General features: G+C 73.3%; 14 protein-coding genes, 1 tRNA gene and 3 pseudogenes. 12 read left to right on the forward strand and 6 right to left on the reverse strand.

Features of this window, described 5'->3' with window-relative positions; genetic code table 11:
* Positions 1-324 precede the first annotated feature (324 nt).
* Positions 325-606 (forward strand): HU family DNA-binding protein, encoded by a 282-nt coding sequence (locus OJ254_RS13615; RefSeq protein WP_006605312.1) that lies wholly within the window; start codon positions 325-327, stop codon positions 604-606.
* 276 nt (positions 607-882) lie between these two features.
* On the opposite strand, the gene murA is transcribed toward OJ254_RS13615, so the two are convergent.
* Positions 883-2229, reverse strand: a complete 1347-nt coding sequence (gene murA / locus OJ254_RS13620) for a UDP-N-acetylglucosamine 1-carboxyvinyltransferase (RefSeq protein ID WP_265362538.1) — start codon at positions 2227-2229, stop codon at positions 883-885.
* 323 nt (positions 2230-2552) lie between these two features.
* Here murA and OJ254_RS13625 point away from each other — a divergent pair, with 323 nt between their 5' ends.
* The 8 genes from OJ254_RS13625 to OJ254_RS13665 all read left to right on the forward strand — a co-directional run bounded on the left by OJ254_RS13625 (position 2553) and on the right by OJ254_RS13665 (position 12281).
* Complete coding sequence (locus tag OJ254_RS13625; RefSeq protein WP_265362539.1) at positions 2553-3224, forward strand: YqgE/AlgH family protein; 672 nt, start codon at positions 2553-2555, stop codon at positions 3222-3224.
* 184 nt (positions 3225-3408) lie between these two features.
* A complete protein-coding gene (locus OJ254_RS13630; protein ID WP_265362540.1) occupies positions 3409-4089 on the forward strand; it encodes a hypothetical protein in 681 nt (226 codons plus the stop codon).
* A 148-nt stretch (positions 4090-4237) separates the two neighbouring features.
* Complete coding sequence (locus tag OJ254_RS13635) at positions 4238-4531, forward strand: DUF3039 domain-containing protein (protein WP_037809130.1); 294 nt, start codon at positions 4238-4240, stop codon at positions 4529-4531.
* Positions 4532-5004: 473 nt separating this feature from the next.
* Positions 5005-5496 carry a glycoside hydrolase family 20 zincin-like fold domain-containing protein gene (locus OJ254_RS13640; protein WP_265365145.1) on the forward strand — a complete coding sequence of 164 codons (492 nt, stop codon included), beginning with the start codon at positions 5005-5007 and terminating at the stop codon, positions 5494-5496.
* A complete protein-coding gene (locus OJ254_RS13645) occupies positions 5394-6722 on the forward strand; it encodes a beta-N-acetylhexosaminidase (protein ID WP_265362541.1) in 1329 nt (442 codons plus the stop codon). Before OJ254_RS13640 ends, OJ254_RS13645 begins: the two co-directional genes overlap by 103 nt.
* Positions 6723-7061: 339 nt before the next feature.
* Positions 7062-7958 (forward strand): FAD binding domain-containing protein, encoded by an 897-nt coding sequence (locus tag OJ254_RS13650; protein WP_030805807.1) that lies wholly within the window; start codon positions 7062-7064, stop codon positions 7956-7958.
* Between the two features lie 1459 nt (positions 7959-9417).
* Complete coding sequence (locus OJ254_RS13660) at positions 9418-9954, forward strand: (2Fe-2S)-binding protein (RefSeq protein ID WP_341483610.1); 537 nt, start codon at positions 9418-9420, stop codon at positions 9952-9954.
* Entirely contained in the window at positions 9951-12281 is a 2331-nt protein-coding gene (locus OJ254_RS13665) for a xanthine dehydrogenase family protein molybdopterin-binding subunit (protein WP_265362543.1), read from the forward strand. The genes OJ254_RS13660 and OJ254_RS13665 overlap by 4 nt, the downstream gene beginning before the upstream one ends.
* A gap of 58 nt (positions 12282-12339) precedes the next feature.
* On the opposite strand, the gene OJ254_RS13670 is transcribed toward OJ254_RS13665, so the two are convergent.
* Both OJ254_RS13670 and OJ254_RS13675 read right to left on the reverse strand, forming a co-directional pair.
* Positions 12340-12411, reverse strand: a tRNA-Cys gene (locus OJ254_RS13670).
* A gap of 114 nt (positions 12412-12525) precedes the next feature.
* A pseudogene (locus tag OJ254_RS13675) lies at positions 12526-14122 on the reverse strand (hypothetical protein).
* A gap of 430 nt (positions 14123-14552) precedes the next feature.
* On the opposite strand from OJ254_RS13675, the pseudogene OJ254_RS13680 reads away from it, so the two are divergent.
* From OJ254_RS13680 to OJ254_RS13690, 3 genes and pseudogenes are all read left to right on the forward strand, one after another.
* Positions 14553-16345 (forward strand): annotated as a pseudogene (locus OJ254_RS13680) (DEAD/DEAH box helicase).
* 430 nt (positions 16346-16775) lie between these two features.
* A pseudogene (locus OJ254_RS13685) lies at positions 16776-17416 on the forward strand (IclR family transcriptional regulator).
* Positions 17417-17579: 163 nt separating this feature from the next.
* On the forward strand, positions 17580-18359 hold the full coding sequence (locus OJ254_RS13690; protein WP_265362545.1) for a S16 family serine protease: 780 nt from the start codon (positions 17580-17582) through the stop codon (positions 18357-18359).
* Between the two features lie 216 nt (positions 18360-18575).
* On the opposite strand, the gene OJ254_RS13695 is transcribed toward OJ254_RS13690, so the two are convergent.
* The 3 genes from OJ254_RS13695 to OJ254_RS13705 are packed head-to-tail and all read right to left on the reverse strand — an operon-like array spanning position 18576 to position 21705.
* Positions 18576-19577 carry a glycine betaine ABC transporter substrate-binding protein gene (locus OJ254_RS13695; RefSeq protein ID WP_265362546.1) on the reverse strand — a complete coding sequence of 334 codons (1002 nt, stop codon included), beginning with the start codon at positions 19575-19577 and terminating at the stop codon, positions 18576-18578.
* Positions 19574-20500 (reverse strand): ABC transporter permease, encoded by a 927-nt coding sequence (locus OJ254_RS13700; RefSeq protein WP_423835887.1) that lies wholly within the window; start codon positions 20498-20500, stop codon positions 19574-19576. Before OJ254_RS13700 ends, OJ254_RS13695 begins: the two co-directional genes overlap by 4 nt.
* Positions 20497-21705: a betaine/proline/choline family ABC transporter ATP-binding protein gene (locus OJ254_RS13705; protein ID WP_423836013.1), complete on the reverse strand. Its 1209-nt coding sequence runs from the start codon at positions 21703-21705 to the stop codon at positions 20497-20499. Before OJ254_RS13705 ends, OJ254_RS13700 begins: the two co-directional genes overlap by 4 nt.
* Positions 21706-21730: the final 25 nt, after the last annotated feature.

A 21730-nucleotide genomic window follows, 5' to 3' on the forward strand; every position in this document is an offset into this window, starting at 1 on the left:
GCGCGTCGCGGGACACGCCGTCACGACGGCCCCCATAGGGTGGCGGGCAGCAATCCGCCATCCTGGGGATCCGGCCAGGAGCGGAACGATGCGGAACGTCACCACCGCGTGGCAGTGGCGCTTTTCGTGTGACCCGCCAGGGCGCCGGATTGGCTTTACTGCCGCAGGTAGGGGCAGGATGCGTATTCGGGCGCGAGGGTCTGGCAGGCAGACCCGGGTCCGGGGACTGTCCTAGGACCCTGGCAGCATCGGCTTCGCTGTGCCCAACATGCGGCTCCGCCGCGTGGCACGCCTCATTGGCAAGAAGAACACGGGAGTACAAACATGAACCGCAGTGAGCTGGTGGCCGCTCTGGCCGATCGCGCCGAGGTGACCCGCAAGGACGCCGACGCCGTTCTGGCCGCCCTCGCCGAGGTGACCGGCGAGGTCGTCGCCAAGGGCGACGAGAAGGTCACCATCCCCGGCTTCCTGACCTTCGAGCGCACCCACCGTGCCGCTCGCACCGCGCGCAACCCGCAGACCGGCGACCCGATCCAGATCCCGGCCGGCTACAGCGTGAAGGTGTCCGCGGGCTCCAAGCTCAAGGAAGCCGCCAAGGGCAAGTGAAGCTCTGACCCGGCATAACGAGGCGGCCGCCCCGACGGGGGCGGCCGCCTTCTGCGTACCCGCGCACCGCGCACCCCTGCCGCGGCCGCCCGGGCGGCCGTTCCGGGGCGCCTCCGCGGCCGTACGGGGCCGGAAACGGCGCCCGGCACCTCCCGGGCCGTCCCGCGGCGCGCGCGGCCCCCTGACAGCCCTGAGGGGCGGCCACCGGACCGGTGGCCGCCCCTCAGGCGTGGTGGTACGGGCGTGGGCGCGGCGCGCCCACGTGCCCGGGCGTCGTCAGTGGCTCAGTGCCCCGTTGGGCAGCTCCACGTGGGCGCCCAGCTCGACGAGCTTCTCCATGAAGTTCTCGTAGCCGCGGTTGATCAGGTCGATGCCGTGCACCCGGGAGGTGCCCTGCGCCGCCAGCGCCGCGATCAGGTACGAGAAACCGCCGCGCAGGTCGGGGATGACCAGGTCGGAGCCCTGCAGCTTGGTCGGGCCGGAGACCACCGCGGAGTGCAGGAAGTTGCGCTGGCCGAAGCGGCAGGCCGAGCCGCCCAGGCACTCCCGGTAGAGCTGGATGTGCGCGCCCATCTGGTTGAGGGCGGACGTGAAGCCGAGGCGGGACTCGTAGACCGTCTCGTGGACGATGGACAGGCCCGACGCCTGGGTCAGGGCGACGACCAGCGGCTGCTGCCAGTCGGTCTGGAAGCCGGGGTGGACGTCGGTCTCCAGGGCGATGGCGTTGAGCGAGCCGCCCGGGTGCCAGAAGCGGATGCCCTCGTCGTCTATCTCGAAGGCGCCGCCGACCCTCCGGAAGGTGTTGAGGAAGGTCATCATCGACCGCTGCTGCGCGCCGCGGACGTAGATGTTGCCCTCGGTGGCGAGCGCCGCGGACGCCCAGGAGGCGGCCTCCAGGCGGTCCGGGAGGGCGCGGTGGGTGTAGCCGTTGAGCTTGTCGACACCGGTGATCCGGATCGTCCGGTCGGTGTCCATGGAGATGATCGCGCCCATCTTCTGCAGCACGCAGATCAGGTCCTCGATCTCCGGCTCCACGGCGGCGTTCGACAGCTCGGTGACGCCCTCCGCCAGTACGGCGGTCAGCAGCACCTGCTCGGTCGAGCCGACCGACGGGTACGGCAGCCGGATCTTGGTGCCGCGCAGCCGGTGCGGCGCCTCCAGGTACTGCCCGTCGGCGCGCTTCTCGATCTTCGCACCGAACTGGCGCAGCACGTCGAAGTGGAAGTCCACCGGGCGGCCGCCGATGTCACAGCCGCCCAGGCCCGGGATGAAGGCGTGGCCGAGGCGGTGCAGCAGCGGGCCGCAGAACAGGATCGGGATCCGCGAGGAGCCGGCGTGCGCGTCGATGTCGGCGACGTTGGCGCTCTCCACGTGCGACGGGTCGAGGACCAGCTCGCCGGGCTCGTCGCCCGGGCGGACCGTGACGCCGTGCAGCTGCAGCAGTCCGCGCACCACGCGTACGTCGCGGATGTCGGGCACGTTGCGCAGCCGGCTGGGTCCGCTGCCGAGCAGGGCGGCGACCATGGCCTTGGGCACAAGGTTCTTCGCACCGCGAACCCGGATCTCGCCCTCCAGCGGGGTGCCGCCGTGGACAAGCAGTACGTCGTCAGTAGAGACGGTCATGGATCTCGCGTTCCTGGAGACGGGCAGGGCCAAGCAGAAATGGTAAGGGCGTCCGAGGGGTGCCCGTAAGCCCGTGCAGCCTCTGAGCGTGTAATGGCTTTGTCACAACACGCTCGGCTACGGTCACCCTTTGATCTGTAATCGCCTTTTGGCGGAAAAGCCCCAGATTGTCTTAAATGCACTGTGAGGAAGTCGGATTGGGGCGGGTGCACTTCCGGGGGCGGGGTCGTGCGCCGGGGCTGCCGCCGTACGCCCTGCCCTGCGCTCGCACCGGTCACGGCTTTGACTCCCCGCTCGGGGCAGAAGTGCGGGATCATGTGGCCATGACCGAGGTGTCCTCGCTCACAGGCCGGCTGCTCGTCGCGACGCCCGCGCTTGCGGACCCGAACTTCGACCGCGCGGTGGTGCTGCTCCTCGACCACGACGAGGAGGGCTCCCTCGGCGTGGTCCTCAACCGCCCCACCCCGGTGGGCGTAGCGGACATCCTCGCGCCCTGGGCCGCGCTGACCGGTGAGCCGGGCGTGGTCTTCCAGGGCGGCCCGGTCTCGCTGGACTCCGCACTCGGGGTGGCGGTCGTGCCCGGCGGGACCTTCGGTGAGGGCGGCACGCCCCCCATGGGTACGGGTGCCGGTCCCGGCGCCGAGGCGGGGGAGACGGCCGGCGCGCAGGTCGCCGACCGCGCGGGCGTCCAGCCCGCCGAGGAGCCGCTGGGCTGGCGCCGGGTGCACGGCGCGATCGGCCTGGTCGATCTGGAGGCCCCGCCCGAGCTCCTCGCGGCCGTGCTCGGCAGCCTGCGGATCTTCGCCGGCTACGCGGGCTGGGGGCCGGGCCAGCTGGAGGACGAGCTGGTCGAGGGCGCCTGGTACGTCGTCGAGTCCGAACCGGGCGACGTCTCCTCGCCCGACCCGGAACAGCTGTGGCGCGCGGTCCTGCGGCGGCAGCGCAACGAGCTGGCGATGGTGGCCACGTACCCGGACGACCCGTCGCTGAACTGATCGCGCGGGCCGGTCGGCCGGTCGTGGGGCAGGTCCCGCGGAACGCCGGATTTTTGTTGAGCGCTGGATTATTGTGACGGCTTCGTCATGAGGAATTGTCAGTGCCCGTCGCTATGGTTCGACTGACAGGGGACGGTGCGCGGCCGCGTCGGCGGGGCCGTGCAGGACAGCGGGGGAGAGTGCCATGCACAGGCCGAGTGTGCCCGGGGATCTGGACCATCCGGAGCGGCTGTGGGCGCGGGCCGCGACGCTCGCGGTGGTCGCCGCGGCGGTGGACGACTGGGACGAATTCTCCTGGGGGAAGCACGGACTGGAGTGCTGGAACGGCGGCGGCAGCTACTGGTGGCGGCTGAAGCTGTACGACGGCGGCCGGGCGCTGCTCTGCGGCCAGGACTCGGACGGCAGCTACACCCACAGCGGCGACCGCCAGATCGACTTCCTGGCCGGCGGCCCCGAGTGGCTGCCCTGGGAGCAGCTGGAGGACGACGCCCAGGGGAACCTCTTCGGGTTCGTCTACTGGTGGCAGGACGGCGCCTGGGCGCGCGCCCCGTATCCCGAGAAGCTGCCGGACGACGGCCTGGAGATGGCGATGAGCTGGGCCGCCCCCGGTGACGCGTCGATCGGCCGGATCGTCGACGACCTCGTGGCCCGTACGGAGACGGAGGTCGACGCGGCCGACGCGGTCCGCGCCTTCATCGCCGCCGCCGAGGCCCGTACGGTCGGCGCGCCGGAGGTCGCCGCGCTGCTCGACGCGGTCTGCGACAAGGACTCCTGGTACGAGGTCCGGCCGGAGGCCGCGCTGGCCTTCGCCGAGACGCTGGGCCTGACCTCCGGCGACCGCGGCGGGCTGGCGGTGGCCTCCTGAGCGGAGGTGTCGCCCGGCCCCCGCGGGCGGACCGAGCGGAGGCCCGGACGGGTCCGGCGGCGGGCGTCGCGGTGGCGGGTCCCGCGCTCCACCCGGGCGGCGGGCCGTCGCTCCCGGGTCGTCGCGGGCGTGAGTACCCTTGGCAGCTATGAGCACTCTTGAGCCCGAGCGCGGGGCAGGTACGGGGACCCTCGTAGAGCCGACACCGCAGGTGTCGCACGGCGACGGCGACCACGAGCGCTTCGCCCACTACGTCCAGAAGGACAAGATCATGGCGAGCGCGCTCGACGGTACCCCCGTCGTGGCGCTGTGCGGCAAGGTCTGGGTCCCGGGTCGCGACCCGAAGAAGTACCCGGTCTGCCCCATGTGCAAGGAGATCTACGAGTCCATGGGCGCCGGTGGCGACAAGGACAAGGGCGGCAAGGACGGCGGCAAGAAGTAACCGCCGCCGCCCGCTCGCCGCGGGCACGGGCCCGGAGCCCTCGCGGCCCGGGCCCGCCGTCGTGCCCGCACACCCGGGCGCCGGCACCGGGCCGCCCGTACGGGAAGCACCGGCCCCTCCTCGCGGGCTCCCCGCGGGAATCCCGGGACGGCGTGCCGACGGCAGGCCGGGCGACGAGATTGGCCGGATTGATGGCCGGATGACCGGCCTCCGCGTACCGGCGGATGGCAGCATCGACCGCGACACTGCCCGTGACACCGCCCGCGGCACGGGCAGGTGCTCTCCGTACGCCTACAGCGCCGGCCGGTCCCGGACCCGGGGGCGTGGTGGAGGACTGACGGCATGCCGGACACAGACGGCCCCACGCACCACCCGGACACCCCGCGGCACGACCGGCCCCGGGCACCCCTCCCGCACCCGACCCGGGCACCCCGCCCCCACCGGGTGCCGGGCTGATCCCCGCGCCGCTGAGCATCGACGCGGCCCCCGGCGGCACCGTCCGGCTCGGCCCGGACACCGCGCTCGCCGCCGCACCCGGCACCGAGGACACCGCGCTCTGGCTGCGCACCACCCTCGGCGACGCCTTCGGCCTGCCGCTGCCGCCCGGCTCCGCCGACGCCACCGACACCCTCGCCCTGGCCCTCGATGCGGCCCTGCCCGCGGAGGGCTACCGCCTGGAGGCCGACGCCCGCTGGGGCGTACGGATCACCGGCGGCGGCCCGGCCGGTGTCTTCTGGGGCGCCCAGACGCTCCGTCAGCTCCTCGGCCCGCACGCCTTCCGCCGCGCCCCGCTCACCCCCGGGCAGCCGGCCGTCCTCCCGCAACTGACCGTCGAGGACGGCCCCGCTTCGGCTGGCGCGGCATGCTGCTCGACGTCGCCCGGCACTTCCTGCCCAAGGACGGCGTGCTGCGCTACCTCGACCTGCTCGCCGCGCACAAACTCAACGTCCTGCACCTGCACCTGACCGACGACCAGGGCTGGCGCCTGGAGATCCGGCGCTACCCGAAACTGACCGGAACCGGCTCCTGGCGCGCCCGCACCAAACTCGGCCACCGGGCCTCCCCGCTCTGGGACGAGCGCCCGCACGGCGGCCACTACACCCAGGACGACATCCGCGAGATCGTCGCCTACGCCGCCCGGCGCCACATCACCGTCGTCCCCGAGATCGACGTCCCCGGACACTCGCAGGCCGCCATCGCCGCGTATCCGGAACTCGGCAACACCGACGTCATCGACACCACCTCCCTGCAGGTCTGGGACACCTGGGGCGTCAACTCCAACGTACTGGCACCCACCGACACCACCCTGCGGTTCTACGAGCACGTCCTCGAAGAGGTCCTCGAGCTCTTCCCGTCCCGCTTCGTGCACATCGGCGGCGACGAGTGCCCCAAGGACCAGTGGCGGGCCTCCGCCACCGCACAGGCCCGGATCGCCGAACTGTCGCTGGCCGGCGAGGACGAGCTGCAGAGCTGGTTCATCCGGCACTTCGACCGCTGGCTCGCCGACCGCGGCCGGCGGCTCATCGGCTGGGACGAGATCCTGGAGGGCGGGAGTCGAACCGAAGGGCGCGCCCCTGTCGAAAGCGACGAGGAGGAGGGAGCGAGGAACGAGCGACCGCTCGACGAGGAGTGTCGACAGGGGATCCGAGCGCCCGGAGGTGAGACGACAGAATTCGGCCTTGCCGAGGGAGCCGCGGTGTCCTCCTGGCGGGGCTATGCCGGCGGGGTCGCGGCCGCCAAATCCGGCCACGACGTCGTCATGTGCCCCGAACAGCAGGTCTACCTGGACCACCGCCAGGACCCCTCCCCGGACGAGCCGGTGCCGATCGGCTACGTACGGACCCTGGAGGACGTCTACCGCTTCGAGCCGGTCCCGCCGGAGCTGACGTCCGAACAGGCCGCGCACGTCCTCGGCACCCAGGCCAACGCCTGGACCGAGGTCATGGACAGTCAGCAGCGCCTCGACTACCAGGTCTTCCCCCGGCTCACCGCGTTCGCCGAGGTCGCCTGGTCCCGGTTGCCCGCCCCGGCCGGCCGCGACTACCAGGACTTCACCCGCCGGATGGCCGCCCACTACGGCCGCCTCGACGCCCTCGGCGTCGACTACCGGCCGCCCGGCGGCCCCCGCCCCTGGCAGAAACGTCCCGGGGTGCTCGGACGCCCGATCGACGGGGCGCCCCCAAACGTGTGAGCCCCGGTGCAAGGAGGGCGCCCGTACGGCCGGACCCTGGGACGGTGGTACACACGGCGGTTCCTCCCCGCACCGCCGTACCGAGCACCGCCGTACGACGGCGTGCGCCCTGCCCGGGCGCACCCGCACCACGTCCCGCCGGCGGGCCCGACCGCGGACTTCACCGGCGGTGGCGGACGAATCCGGACCAGCACCCTGTCCGGGGACGGATCGTCCCTTCGCGGACCCTCGCGCCGAGGGTCCGGGAAGATGTGCCAGAGTTGCCACGTCCGGGCTGTGAGCACGTACCGTACGGCGGAGCGGAACTGCCGGGACACCACCGGGGAAGGGGCAGCTGGCTTGACCACGCACGCACCGCACGCGTCGCACACGGTGACGTTGCCGGCCTCGCTCGACGAGGCCGTGGCGGCACTCACCGCCATGCCCGCCGCCGTGCCCGTCGCGGGCGGCACCGACCTCATGGCGGCGGTCAACGCCGGACTCCTCAGACCCGCGGCCCTGGTGGGCCTCGGCCGGATCAGCGAGATCCGCGGCTGGCAGTACCTGGACGGCCACGCGCTGCTCGGCGCCGGCCTGACCCTCGCCCGTATGGGACGCCCCGACTTCGCCGCCCTCATCCCCGGCCTGGCCGCCGCCGCGCGCGCGGCCGGCCCCCCGCAGATCCGCAACGCCGGCACCCTCGGCGGCAACATCGTCACCTCCGCCCCCACGGGCGACACGCTTCCGGTGCTCGCCGCCCTGGAGGCCACCGTGATCATCGCCGGCCCCGGGGGCGCCCGGCGCGAGATCCCGGTCAGCCACCTCCTGGCGGGCCACGAGATGCTGCACCCCGGCGAACTCGTCGGCTTCGTACGGGTGCCGCTGCTGCACGCCCCACAGGCATTCCTCAAGGCCACCGGCCGCACCGGCCCCGGCCGGGCCACCGCGTCGGTGGCGCTGGTCCTCGACCCCGCCCGGCGCGGGGTGCGCTGCGCGGTCGGCGCGGTCGCCGCGATGCCGCTGCGCCCCCTGGAGGCCGAGCAGTGGGTGGCCTCGCTCATCGACTGGGACGGCGAACGCGGCCTGGTGCCCGAGGCCCTGACAGCCTTCGGGGACTACGTCGCCGCCGCCTGCATCCCCGACCCGGCCCCGCCGGAGGACGGTTCCGAACCGGCGACCCTGCCGCCGGCCGCGCTGCACCTGCGCCGTACGGTGGCAGCCCTGGCCCGCCGCGCACTTGGGAGGGCGCTCTCGTGAGCGAAGACCACCGTCATCCGCAGCAGCCGCACGCCGACCAGGGCTGGCAGCCACTGCCGCAGGGCGGCGAGTACGAGTCCGAGGCCACGGCCTTCGTCCAGCTCCCGGAGGGCTTCACCACCGGGGTCTACGGCGGCCGTACGCCCGGCTACCCCACCCCGGGAGCCGACCCGCTCGCCGCGCCCGGTCACGGCTACACCCCGCCGGCGTCGTTCACCCCGCACGCGGCCGCGCCGCAGGCCCCCGAAACGGGCGCCGACCCCGCGGCCACCGGGCAGTGGACCATGCCGTTCACCGACCGGGCCGCCGGCTACGCCGACCCCTCCACCGGATACGGCGCGCCCGCGCACGACCCCGGCCACCAGGGCGGCTCCGCGATCTACCAGAGCGCCGCGCCCGAGGCCGCCCGGCCGTGGGGCCCGGACACCGTGGAGTGGCCGGTGGCCGGCAGCTCCGAGGCCGCCGCCTCCTGGAGCATCCCGGCGGCGGACGACGGACTGGAGGAGTCCGGTGAATACCTGGTCGACGACGACCGGCTGACCGGCCACCCGGGACAGCAGGGCCACCCGGGACACCAGGGCCTCACGGGCACCAACGGCGCCGGCTACCAGGCCGGCGGCTACCCGGGCTCCGGCGCGTACGAGAGCGCCGCCACCCCGGCGGACACCGCCGACGCCGCCCACACCGGCCACTGGAACTTCACCGCCGGCCTGAGCGCCACCAGCGGCGCCCCGGCGACCGCCGAGGAGCCCCAGGAGGCCGCCCCGGCACCCTCGGCGGACGATCCCTACGGCGGCCCCCTGAACGGCGGTTACGCGCCCGGCAACGGCCTCGCGGACCACGGCCGGGCGCCGGGCCACGACCATGTCGCCGGGCCGGACCCCGCGGCCGCCGGCGCGACCGGCCACTGGTCGCTGCCCGCCGACGCGCTCGCCCAGTGGCCGCCCGCCGCGGAGACGGAGCGGCCGCCGCACGACGACGCGGTGACGGACCACCACCACGACGCCGCGGCGGACGCGCCCGCACCGCCGGCCGCCGTCGGCGACGGCTGGGCGTCCCCCGAGGCCGGCGAACCGGCCGCGCAGCCGGAGCACGACGAGCGGCCGGACCACGCCGCACAACAGCCGGAGCACACCGACGAGTTCACCGCGGCCACGGACGGCGCCGCCCCGGAGCCGTCCGCCGCGCCCGCTTCGTCGCCTTCGCCGGATGTGCCCGACGAGTCCGCCGACGAGGGAACGGTCCCCACGGCCTCCGAGTCCCCGACCGCCCCCGACGACCGGCCCGCCCCGAGGACGCGGCCGCCGCCCCGGGGGACGACGACCCGTCCGGCGCCCCGTCCCTCCTCGCGGACGACCCGGCCCCCCACGACGAACACCCCGCCGCGTCCTACGTGCTGCGCGTCAACGGCATCGACCGCCCGGTCACCGACGCCTGGATCGGCGAATCGCTGCTCTACGTGCTGCGCGAGCGGCTCGGCCTGGCCGGGGCCAAGGACGGCTGCTCCCAGGGGGAGTGCGGCGCCTGCTCGGTCCAGGTGGACGGGCGGCTGGTGGCCTCCTGCCTGGTGCCCGCCGCCACCACGGCCGGCAGCGAGGTCCGCACCGTCGAGGGGCTCGCGGAGAACGGCGTGCCCTCCGACGTGCAGCGCGCGCTCGCCGCGTCCGGTGCCGTGCAGTGCGGCTTCTGCGTACCGGGCATGGCGATGACCGTGCACGACCTCCTGGAGGGCAACCACGCCCCCAACGAACTGCAGGTCCGCAAGGCGCTGTGCGGCAACCTGTGCCGCTGCTCCGGTTACCGCGGCGTGCTGGACGCCGTCGAAGAGGTCGTCAAGGCCCGTGCGGAGGCCGCCGCGGCCGCCTACGGGACGGCGGACGACGAGACCGGGGCGCCCCCGGCGGACACCGCACGCATCCCCCACCAGGCGGGCCCCGCCGACCCCATGGGCCACGCCCCGCACGACCAGGATCCGCACCCGGGAGGCACGGCATGACCGGAACGTCCGAGGGCGCCGGCGCCGTCACCGCGACCCCCGCCGCGGGCGTCGAGCTGCCCGACGAGACGCCGCTCCGCGGCCTGGGCGTCTCCCTGCCGTCCGCCGACGCGGCGGCGAAGACCGAGGGCACCTTCCCGTACGCGGCCGACCTGTGGGCCGAGGGCCTGCTGTGGGCGGCCGTGCTGCGCTCCCCGCACCCGCGCGCCCGGATCCTGTCCGTCGACACCAAGCACGCGGCCGAGATGCCCGGCGTCCGCGTCGTCGTCACGCACGAGGACGTGCCCGGGGACGCCGGCCACGGCCGGGGCACCGCCGACCGCCCGGTGTTCGCCAAGGACGAGATCCGCCACCACGGTGAGCCGATCGCCGCGGTGGCCGCCGACCACCCCGACACGGCGCGGCTGGCCGCTGCCGCCATCGCCGTCGAGTACGAGGTCCTGGAGCCGGTCACCGACCCCCAGCTCGCCTTCGAGGCCGAGCCGCTGCACCCCGACGGCAACCTCATCCGGCACATCCCGCTCCGCTTCGGTGACGCCGACGCCGTGGGCGAGGTGATGGTCGAGGGCCTCTACCGGATCGGCCGCCAGGACCCGGCCCCCATCGGTGCCGAGGCCGGACTCGCGGTGCCCCGCCCCGACGGCGGCGTGGAGATCTACACCGCCTCCACGGACCCGCACACCGACCGCGACCTGGCCGCCGCCTCCTTCGGCCTGACCCCCGACCAGGTCAAGGTCGTGGTGACCGGCGTCCCCGGCGCCACCGCCGACCGCGAGGACCCCGGCATCCAGCTCCCGCTCGGCCTGCTGGCGCTGCGCACCGGCTGCCCGGTCAAACTGGCCGCCACCCGCGAGGAGTCCTTCCTCGCCCACGCCCACCGCCACCCCACGCTGCTGCGCTACCGCCACCACGCGGACGCCGACGGCCGGCTGGTCAAGGTCGAGGCGCAGATCCTGATGGACGCCGGGGCGTACGCGGACACCTCCGCCGACGCGCTGGCCGCCGCCGTCTCCTTCGCCTGCGGCCCGTACGTCGTCCCGCACGCGGTCGTCGACGGCTGGGCGGTACGCACCAACAACCCGCCGTCCGGCCACGTCCGCGGCGAGGGCGCGATGCAGGTCTGTGCCGCCTACGAGGGCCAGATGGACAAGCTCGCCGCCCGGCTGGGCCTGGAGCCGCACGAGATCCGGCTCCGCAACGTCATGGCCACCGGCGATCTGCTCCCCACGGGCCAGACGGTGACCTGCCCCGCCCCGGTGGCCGAGCTCCTGCTCGCCGTCAAGGAGGCGCCGCTGCCCGAACTGCCCAAGGACGCCCCCGAAGCGGAATGGCTGCTGCCGGGCGGGCCCGAGGGCGCGGGCGAACCGGGCGCGGTGCGCCGCGGCGTCGGCTACGCACTGGGCATGGTGCACATGCTCGGCGCGGAGGGCACCGACGAGGTCTCCACCGCCACCGTCAAGGTCAGCGGCTCGGTCGCGACCGTCATCTGCGCCGCCGTGGAGACCGGTTCGGGCTTCTCCACCCTGGCCCGGCAGATCGTCCAGGAGACCCTCGGGGTCGACGAGGTGCACGTCGCCGGCGTCGACACCGACCAGCCCCCGGCCGGCCCGGCCTGCCACGGCCGCCACACCTGGGTCTCCGGCGGCGCCGTCGAGCGGGCCGCAAAGATGGTCCGCACCCAGCTCCTCCAGCCGCTGGCCCACAAGTTCGGCATGTCCACCGAGCTCCTCCAGATCAGCGACGGCAAGATCACCTCGTACGACGGCGTGCTCAGCACCACCGTCGCCGAGGCCCTGGACGGCAAGGAGCTCTGGGCCACCGCCCAGTGCCGCCCGCACCCCACCGAGCCGCTCGACGACAGCGGCCAGGGCGACGCGTTCGTGGGCCTGGCGTTCTGCGCGATCCGCTGCGTCGCCGACGTCGACATCGAACTGGGCACCATCAGGGTCGTCGAGATGACCGTCGCCCAGGACGTCGGCCGGATCCTCAACCCCGCCCAGCTGCGGACCCGCATCGAGGCGGGCGTCACCCAGGGCCTGGGCGCCGCCCTGATGGAGAACCTCCGCACCACCCGCGGCCAGGTCCGCCACCCCGACCTGACCGGCTACGCCCTGCCGACCGCGCTCGACGCCCCCGACATCCGCATCGTCAAGCTCGTCGAGGAACGCGACGTGGTCGCCCCCTTCGGTGCCAAGCCCGCCAGCGCCGTCCCGGTCGTCACCTCCCCGGCCGCCGTGGCCTCCGCGGTCCGCGCCGCCACCGGCCGCCCCATCGGCCGCCTCCCCATCCGCCCCCAGGCGGCGGTCGCCCAGGTGATCCAGCAGTAACCACCCCACACGAAAGCGGCCCGCCACAGAGATGGCGGGCCGCTTCGCTGTCACTCGGAGGCCGTGGCGGGATTCGAACCCACGTAACTCGCTTTGCAGGCGAGCCCCTGAACCACTCGGGCACACGGCCGGGTTGCGGTGTGCTCCCGACTCTAGGCCGCGGGACGGGGGCCCGGCAAGGGTGCGGGGCGGGCTGCCACGAGGCTGCAACACGGCGCAACACGGGGCAACAAACGGGGTGCGGTCAGGTGGGCGGTGCGGTGTCGCGTACGGCCACCAGGCCGTTGAAGACGCCGACGTAGGCGGTGCCGTCCGGGCCGAGGGTGATCGGGGCCCAGTTGTTGTCGTACAGCGGGCCGGTGCCGGTCAGGCGCTTCCAGCGGGTCGTGCCGGTGCGGAAGTCGATCGCGGTCAGGTACCAGGCGTCGATGCCCAGCCGGTTGGGGTCCTTGGTGTAGTGGTACAGCAGCCCGTTGGCGGTGGACAGCTTGGCCACGGTGGACGGCGAGCGTTCCGTGCTCTCCCAGACGGTGTCGCAGCCGCTGCCGTCCGGCCGGATGTCGACCCTGGTGATGCCCCCGACCACCGACTTGCCCAGGAGCAGCGAGGTGACGTTCTCGTAGCCGTAGTTGTTCTCGACGACCAGGCTGTTGCCGTAGCCGATGAGGGAGTTGTCCGTGGTGGAGGCGCCGGCGGCGAACACCGGGACCTTGCAGACCAGGCGGCCGGCGTCCGGGCCGGTGCGCCGGTAGACCAGCACGTTCATCCGGTCGTCGGCGTTGTCGGTGATCGCCACGTAGGGGTGGGCGGCGTCGCCGAGGAGGGTCGGGGTGGTGCCGGAGCCCTGGTTCACGGACCCGGGCTTGCCGCCCGTACCGCGGTCGTAGGTGCGCCGCCACTGGATCCGCGGGGTGCCGCCGGCGTCCGCGCGCAGGCTGTAGAGGGCGTGGTCGGAGACGACGGAGACGCCGTCCCCGGCCGCCGAGAAGCTGTTCTGGATCTCCTCGCCGTCCAGTCGGACGGCCCGTACGGTGCCGTTCCCCGGGGCGATGGTGCCGATCCGTCCCTTACGGGTCACCCACCAGATCCGGCCGTCCCAGTCGGGCTGCACGGACGTCACCGGGTCGCACTCGCCGCGCGGGTGGAGGTTGGTCCAGCCGACGCAGTCGTGCGGCACGTACGGGGTGAGGTCCCAGTCGTCGTCCAGGGCGAAGTGCCAGCTGCCGTCGGCGGCCCGGGCATGGGACAGCCGCAGCACGTGCTGCCGGGAGTCGGCCAGCACGACCCGGTCCTCGTTGTCGAGGTAGAAGTAGGCCCCTCCCGAGGTGTCCTTGAAGATCTTCGAGAAGTCCAGCCGGGTGATCGCCTCGACGGTGGACGGGCGCTGCGGCAGCGCGTACTCGGCGAGCGTCTCCAGGGACGTGGGGTCCAGCAGCTTGAGCCGGAACCCCTGGAAGGTGCCGCACACCGTCAGGATCCGGCCACCCGAGTCGAAGGTCACCGTCGCGCACTCACCGCCGAGCGCGGCCATCTTCTCGCTGCGCACGGCGGGCCGGACACCGAGCGGACCGGGAACGGATGGGTGTCACTGCTGGCCCGTCCCCGTGCATACCGGCCCGCCCGTTGGGCGCCAGAAACGGGTGCTGCGGCGGCGCCTGCCCCGCGGGCAACGGCTCGGCGACGGCCGGCGCCCCCTCGTACCGAGGCACCAGCCGGTGACCGGGAGCGGGCGGTATCGGAGCGGCGGAGGCCGATCCCACCGAGGGCGGCAGCCCGACCAACAGGGCCGCGAGCACGGCCACCGTACGCACCGCGCGGGCCCCAACAAGCCTGTGTCGCATAGGAGTTCCTTCTCCGTCCGTGGACAACGCCGGCCGAGGCTAAGGGGGCCACCGGAGGAGTCCATGACTTCGGGCCTCCCGCCACGCGCTGTTCACACCCCCACGTACTCGGCTGGCGGGCGCAGGTCAGGTGACCACGTGTGGAAAAGGTCACAGTCATCGAAGGGACCGGGGCCGCCCCCACGAAACCCCCACCCACGGGAGGGGCCGGACCGCAGGACGAAGTCCGGAGGGGCGGCACCGCACCCGACAACACCACGCCCGCCGCCAGGCGTAACGGCGACCAGGCCCCGTGGCGGGACGGCCGACGACGTACGCGGCGCCGCACAGCGCAACGACGAGCACCCCCACGGCGGGACGGCCGACAACGTGGGAGCACCCCCGGTACGCTGGCGCGGTTGCCGAGAGCCGAGTTCAGCCGACGGAGACCGTGACTACCACCACCAGCGCCACCAACAACCATCACCTGTCCCGGCCTTCCCGGGGCGGGCCCCTGGGGTACCGCGAACAAGCTGCGTGCCTGGCAGCAGGCGGCCATGGACCGGTACATCCAGACGCAGCCGAGGACTTCCTCGCCGTCGCGACGCCGGGGCCGGTAAGACGACCTTCGCGCTCACCCTCGCGTCGTGGCTGCTGCACCACCACGTCGTGCAGCAGGTGACCGTCGTCGCGCCGACCGAGCACCTGAAGAAGCAGTGGGCGGAGGCGGCGGCCCGGATAGGGATCAAGCTCGACCCGGAGTACAGCGCGGGCCCGCTGGGCCGCGAGTACCACGGCGTCGCGGTGACCTACGCGGGCGTCGGCGTCCGCCCCATGCTGCACCGCAACCGGATCGAGCAGCGCAAGACCCTGGTGATCCTCGACGAGATCCACCACGCCGGCGACTCGAAGTCGTGGGGCGAGGCCTGCCTGGAGGCGTTCGAGCCGGCCACCCGGCGGCTCGCGCTGACCGGTACGCCGTTCCGGTCCGACACCAACCCGATCCCGTTCGTGACGTACGAGGAGGGGAACGACGGCATCCGGCGGTCGTCCGCGGACTACACGTACGGATACGGCAACGCGCTCGCCGACGGCGTCGTGCGGCCGGTCATCTTCCTCTCCTACAGCGGCAACATGCGCTGGCGCACCAAGGCGGGCGACGAGATCGCGGCCCGGCTCGGGGAGCCGATGACCAAGGACGCGGTCTCGCAGGCCTGGCGGACCGCGCTGGACCCGCGCGGCGACTGGATGCCGAACGTGCTGCGCGCCGCCGACCAGCGGCTGACCGAGGTACGGAAGTCCATCCCGGACGCCGGCGCGCTGGTGATCGCCTCGGACCAGGAGCAGGCCCGGGCGTACGCCAAGCTGATCCGGGAGATCACCGGAAGCGGCGCCACCCTGGTGCTGTCCGACGACTCCGGCGCCTCGCAGCGCATCGACGACTTCTCGCATTCGCAGGACCGCTGGATGGTGGCGGTGCGGATGGTGTCGGAGGGCGTCGACGTCCCGCGGCTGGCGGTGGGCGTGTACGCCACGACGATCTCCACGCCACTGTTCTTCGCGCAGGCCGTGGGCCGCTTCGTACGGTCCCGCAAGCGCGGCGAGACCGCCTCGGTGTTCCTGCCGACCGTCCCGATGCTGCTCGGCTTCGCCAACGAGATGGAGGTCGAGCGCGACCACGTGCTCGACAAGCCGAAGAAGGACGGCGAGGAGGACCCGTACGCCGAATCCGAGAAGGAGATGGAGGAGGCGAACAAGGAGCAGGACGAGGACACCGGGGAGCAGGAGCAGTTCTCGTTCGAGGCGCTGGAGTCGGAGGCGGTCTTCGACCGGGTGCTCTACGACGGCGCCGAGTTCGGCATGCAGGCGCACGCCGGCAGCGAGGAGGAGCAGGACTACCTCGGCATCCCGGGGCTGCTGGAGCCCGACCAGGTGCAGCTGCTGCTGCAGAAGCGGCAGGCCCGGCAGATCGCGCACAGCCGGAAGAAGCCGGACTCGGAGGCCGATCTGCTGGAGATCCCGGCCGAGCGGCGGCCGGTGGTCACGCACAAGGAGCTGCTGGAACTGCGCAAGCAGCTGAACACGCTGGTCGGGGCGTACGTCCACCAGAGCGGCAAACCGCACGGGGTGATCCACACCGAGCTGCGCCGGGTGTGCGGCGGGCCGCCGAGCGCGGAGGCCACCGCCGGGCAGCTGAACGAGCGGATCAAGAAGGTACGGGAGTGGGCCACGCGGATGCGGTGAGCCCCCGGGCCGGGGCGCGGGCGGTGAGCCCCGGGCCGGGGCGCGGTGAGATCCGTCGGTCCGGGGCCCGGTACGGCGGACGGCCGCACCGGGTCCCGGGCCGGCGGCGCGTCGTCCCCGGCCGCCCCGGCCGTGCGTCACGGACGGTTCACCTCGTAGCCCTCGCTGAAACATCGGATGCCCCGCTGAAGCCCTGCTGAGGCCGTTCTGGGCGGACCAAACGGGATATTGCGGGCGCGGAAGCCCGGATTCTGGACGGACTCTTCCGCTGACCGGACTGGCTCGCTACTGTCCCGGTCACGCACACGCCCCGTGGCAGCGCCGCCGCGGAGCGCAGCCGGTGCCATGCGGCCGGCGGCCTCTTGCGCGCGCTGCTCCGGGACTCGCAGCGTGCCGTGCCGAGCGCCGCCACTCACACCAGGAGGGCGTCGTGACCGCAGAGACCTCCCAGACGCTCGACCGAGGGCTGCGCGTCCTCAAACTCCTCGCCGATACCGACCACGGGCTGACCGTCACCGAGCTGTCCAACAAGCTCGGCGTCAACCGCACCGTCGTCTACCGACTGCTGGCCACCCTGGAGCAGCACGCCCTGGTGCGCCGCGACATCGGCGGCCGGGCCCGCGTCGGCCTGGGCGTCCTGCGCCTGGGCCGGCAGGTTCATCCGCTGGTCAGAGAGGCCGCGCTGCCCGCGCTCAGGTCACTGGCCGAGGACGTGGGCGCCACCGCGCACCTCACCCTCGTCGACGGCACCGAAGCGCTGGCCGTCGCCGTGGTGGAGCCGACCTGGACCGACTACCACGTGGCCTACCGGGCCGGTTTCCGGCATCCGCTGGACCGCGGGGCCGCCGGGCGGGCGATCCTCAAGGCCCGCCAGGGACGCCTCCAGGATGCCGGACTCGCCCTGACGCACGGGGAGTTGGAGGCCGGCGCCAGCGGTGCGGCGGCGCCGCTGCTCGGGGTGAGCGGCATCGAGGGCAGCGTGGGCGTGGTGATGCTCTCCGACACCGTCTCCGAACGCGTCGGGCGCGGGTGATCGACGCCGCCCGCGAGGTGTCCGAGGCGCTGCGCTGAGCGGTACCGGGCGGGCCGTCCGTGCCGCCCCGGCCGGTCGTGGTGCCCGGACCCTCCGTACTGCGCGGGCCGTCCGTACCGGAGTGTGAAGGGCCGGTGGCCGTGTGGTGAGCCCGCAGCGGCTTACGGGCCTGGTGGGGCGGGGGTCAATTAGGGTGGCGGGGTGTCTTCCCGCGCCCGCGCCCTGGCGGTCTGCACCGCCCTCGTCCTCGCCCTCCTCGTCACCGCGGCCCTGGCTCCGCTGCCGTTCTCGGTGGCGTATCCGGGCATGACGGCGAACGTCCTCGGCGACGACAAGGGCAAACCGGTGATCACGATCAGCGGGGCGGGCACCCGGAAGACCAGCGGGCAGCTGCGGATGACCTCGATCGTCGCCACCGGCCCGGACGCCTCCGTCCATCTGGCGGACATCCTCAAGGGCTGGTTCCGCTCCGACGAGGCCGTGATGCCCAGGGAGGCGGTCTACCCGGTGGGCAACAACACCGAGGAGATCGCCGAGCACAACGCCCGGCAGATGAAGGAGTCGCAGGACAGCGCGACCGAGGCGGCGCTCGGGCAGCTCGGCAGGTCCCCGAAGGACGTCAAGGTCAAGCTGAGCCTCGCGGACGTCGGCGGGCCCAGCGCCGGGCTGATGTTCGCGCTCGGCATCGTCGACAAGCTGGCCGGCGACGGCGCGGGCCACGACCTGACCGGCGGCCGGACCATCGCCGGTACCGGCACGATCAGCGCGGACGGCGAGGTCGGGGCGGTCGGCGGGGTGGCACTGAAGACCCAGGCCGCGGGCCGCGACGGGGCGACGGTCTTCCTGGTGCCCCGCAAGGAGTGCGCGGACGCCCGCGCGGAGCTGCCCCGCGGCATGCGGCTGGTCTCCGTCACCACCCTCGACGGCGCGGTCAAGGCCCTCAAGGCCCTCCGGAACGGCGGCCGGGTTCCCAGCTGCTGAGTACCTAAGGGGCAGCCGAACACTTCCCGTAGGGGACCGAAGCGCCCCCTCGGGGCCGACAACGGGAGGGCGGGGAGGGGTATTCCCGGCCTGGTGGGGTGGGGGAGAGGGCATTTCCCACGGCCGGGGCGCGGCCCCCACCGCCGTGGCGCGGCCCCCCACCGCCGTGGCGAGGCCCCCACTACCGTGGCGAGCCCCCCACTACCCGGCCGCGGTCTACCCCTCCCTGATGAACCCCTCCCGCAGCAGCCAGACCTTCGCCACCTGGTGGGGGTCCTCGCCGTCGACGTCCACCTTGCGGTTCAGTTCCTGGGCGACGGTGTTGTTCAGCGCGCGGGTGACCGGGGCGAGGACCTCGGCCATCGCCGGGTACTTCTTCAGGGAGGCCGCGTTGATCTCCGGCGCGACGTTGTAGTTCGGGAAGAAGTGCTTGTCGTCGGCGAGGACCTGCAGGTTCATCGCCTTGATCCGGCCGTCGGTGGTGAAGACCTCGCCCAGCGCGCAGGTGCCCTTCTTCGTCTCGGTGTAGACGACACCGCCGGTCATCTTGCGGACGTTGCCGGACGGCACCTGCATGCCGTACGCGCGGGCCATGCCCGGCAGGCCGTCGTTGCGGGTGGCGAACTCGTTCTCCACGCACAGGGTCACCGCGCCCGGGTTCTTGTGGGACAGCGCGGCGACGTCCGAGAGGGTGTGCACGCCCAGCTTCTTCTGGTTGGCGGGGTTGAGCGCCAGCGCGTACGTGTTGTTCAGCTTCGACGGCGGCAGCCAGACCAGGCCGTTCTTCCGGTCCTCGTCGCGGACCACCCGCCACTGCTCCTGCGGGTCGACGACCGGTTTGGTGTGGCCGAGGTAGGTGATCCAGCCGGTGCCGGTGTACTCGTACGCGGCGTCCGCGGTGCCGGACTTCACGGCCTCCCGGGCGCCGATGGATCCCTGGATGCTGGTCTTGTCGATGACCTTGGCGCCGGCGGCCTGGAAGACCAGGCCCATGATCTGGCCGAGCACGATCTGCTCGGTGAACTCCTTCGACGTCACCGTCAGCTGCGCCCCGGTCAGCGGCCGGTCGGGGTAGCCGGCGTTCGGGCCCGGCCGGACGTTGTCGGTCATCGCACTGCCGCTGACCAGGCCGCAGCCGGCGGCGAACAGCCCGGCCAGCAGCGCGGCGGCCACCGCCCGGCGCGGTCCCGGGCGGCGGAAGCGGGGCGTACGCCTCATGTGGCCACCTCCAGCCCGCGCGGCCGCAGCAGCAGCTCGGCGAGCGACGCCAGCCATTCGACGAGCAGTGCCAGCGCCACCGTCAGCACCGAGCCGAGCACCAGCACCGGCATCCGCTGGGTGACGATGCCCGCCGAGATCAGATCGCCCAGGCCGCCGCCTCCGCCGAACGTGGCCAGCGTCGCGGTGCCCACGTTCAGCACCAGAGCGGTCCGCACCCCGGCCAGGATCAGCGGCACGGCCAGCGGCAGCTCCACCTTCGTCAGCACGCCGGTGGGGGACATGCCGATGCCGCGGGCCGCCTCGGTCAGCGTCGGCTCGATGCCGCGCAGCCCGGCGATGGTGTTGGCCAGCACCGGCAGGACCGCGTAGATCACCATGCCGACGATCGCCGAACGGGCGCCGATGCCCAGCCAGATGACCAGCAGGATCAGCAGACCCAGCGCCGGGACGGCCTGCCCGAGGTTGGCGACCGCCATCGCGAACGGGGTGGCCCGGCGCAGCCGCGACCGGGTCAGCGCGATGCCCAGCGGGATCGCGATGATCAGCACGAAGAACGTGGACACGGCGGTGAGCACGATGTGCTGGCGCAGCGCCAGCCACACCTTGCCGTCGTCCACCGCCTGATGGGCGATCGAGTCCAGCTGCGCGCCGCGGAACCACAGCCAGGTGGCGAGCAGCGCGAAGAACAGGAACGCCGGCATGAACGTCCACTTCTGCCAGCTGATCCGCCGCCCGCCGCGGGCCGCGGACGGGGTGGGCGCCTCACCGGCGGCCAGCTCCCGCTGCTCCATCTCGACGTTGTCGCGGAGCGCGAACGCCTCGTGGTCGCTCGCCCCGCGCCCGCCGGGCGCCGGGCCGCTGCCCGCGGGCCGCGGCCGGCTGCCGTCGCGGGCTCCGCCGGGGCCGTCGGGGGTGCTCATGCCCTGCTCCCCCCGGCCTCGTCCAGGCCCTCCTGCTCGCGCTGGGTGAGGTGGGCGCGCTGTTCCCGGAGCTCGTGCTGGTGCTCGACGGCCTCCAGGCGGTCGGCCTCCAGCAGTTCGTGGACGTTGTTCATCAGCGTCTCCATGTCGACCACGCCGATGTACTCGCCGCGCCGCCCGGTGACCGCGACCCGGCCCGCGTTGTCGGTGAGCACCGCCTCCAGGGCGTCCCGCAGCGTCGCGTCCCGGGTGACGGTGTCGGTGACCAGGGTGCCGGCCCGCGCCAGGGTCTCCTTGGCGCGGGCGAGGTCGCTGCGGCGCAGCCATTTGTACGGGCGGCGGTTGCGGTCCAGCAGCAGCAGTTCGTTGTGCGCGCCGGCCCGCAGCCGGTCGAAGATCGACTCCAGTGGGTCGTCGATCCCGGCGGTGGGGAAGTCCACCACGCCCACGTCCCGTACCCGGGTGAGGTTGAGGCGTTTCAGGGCGGCACCGGCGCCGACGAACCCGGACACGAAGTCGTCCGCCGGGTTGGTGAGGATCGCCTCCGGGGTGTCGAACTGCGCGATGTGCGAGCGCTCCCGGAGCACCGCGATGCGGTCGCCGAGCTTGATGGCCTCGTCGAAGTCGTGGGTGACGAAGCAGATGGTCTTGTGCAGTTCGTGCTGGAGCCGGATCAGCTCGTCCTGGAGGTGGTCGCGGGTGATCGGGTCGACCGCGCCGAACGGCTCGTCCATCAGCAGCACGGGCGGGTCGGCGGCCAGCGCCCGGGCCACCCCGACCCGCTGCTGCTGCCCGCCGGAGAGCTGGCGCGGGTAGCGGTCGTGGAATTCGCCGGGGTCCAGCCCGACCAGGTCGAGCATCTCCTCGACCCGGCTTTTGGTCCGGCTCTTGGACCAGCCGATCATCTTCGGGACCAGGGCGATGTTCTGGGCGACGGTCATGTGCGGGAACAGGCCGGACGCCTGGATGGCGTAGCCGACCTTGCGGCGCAGTTTGACCGGGTCGATGTCGGTGACGTCCTCGTCGCCGATCCGGATCCGGCCCGAGGTCGGCTCGATCAGCCGGTTGATCATCTTCAGGGTGGTGGACTTGCCGCAGCCGGACGGCCCCACGAAGATCACCGTCTCGCCGGCCTTGATCTCCATGGAGACGTCCTCCACCGCCGGGGTGGGGTTGCCCGGGTAGGTCTTGGTGAGGTTCTCCAGCCGGATGTTCGCGCCGGAGGCGGGT

Origin of the sequence: Streptomyces endophytica (assembly GCF_026153355.1) — a bacterium.
GTDB classification, from domain to species: Bacteria; Actinomycetota; Actinomycetes; order Streptomycetales; family Streptomycetaceae; genus Streptomyces; species Streptomyces endophytica.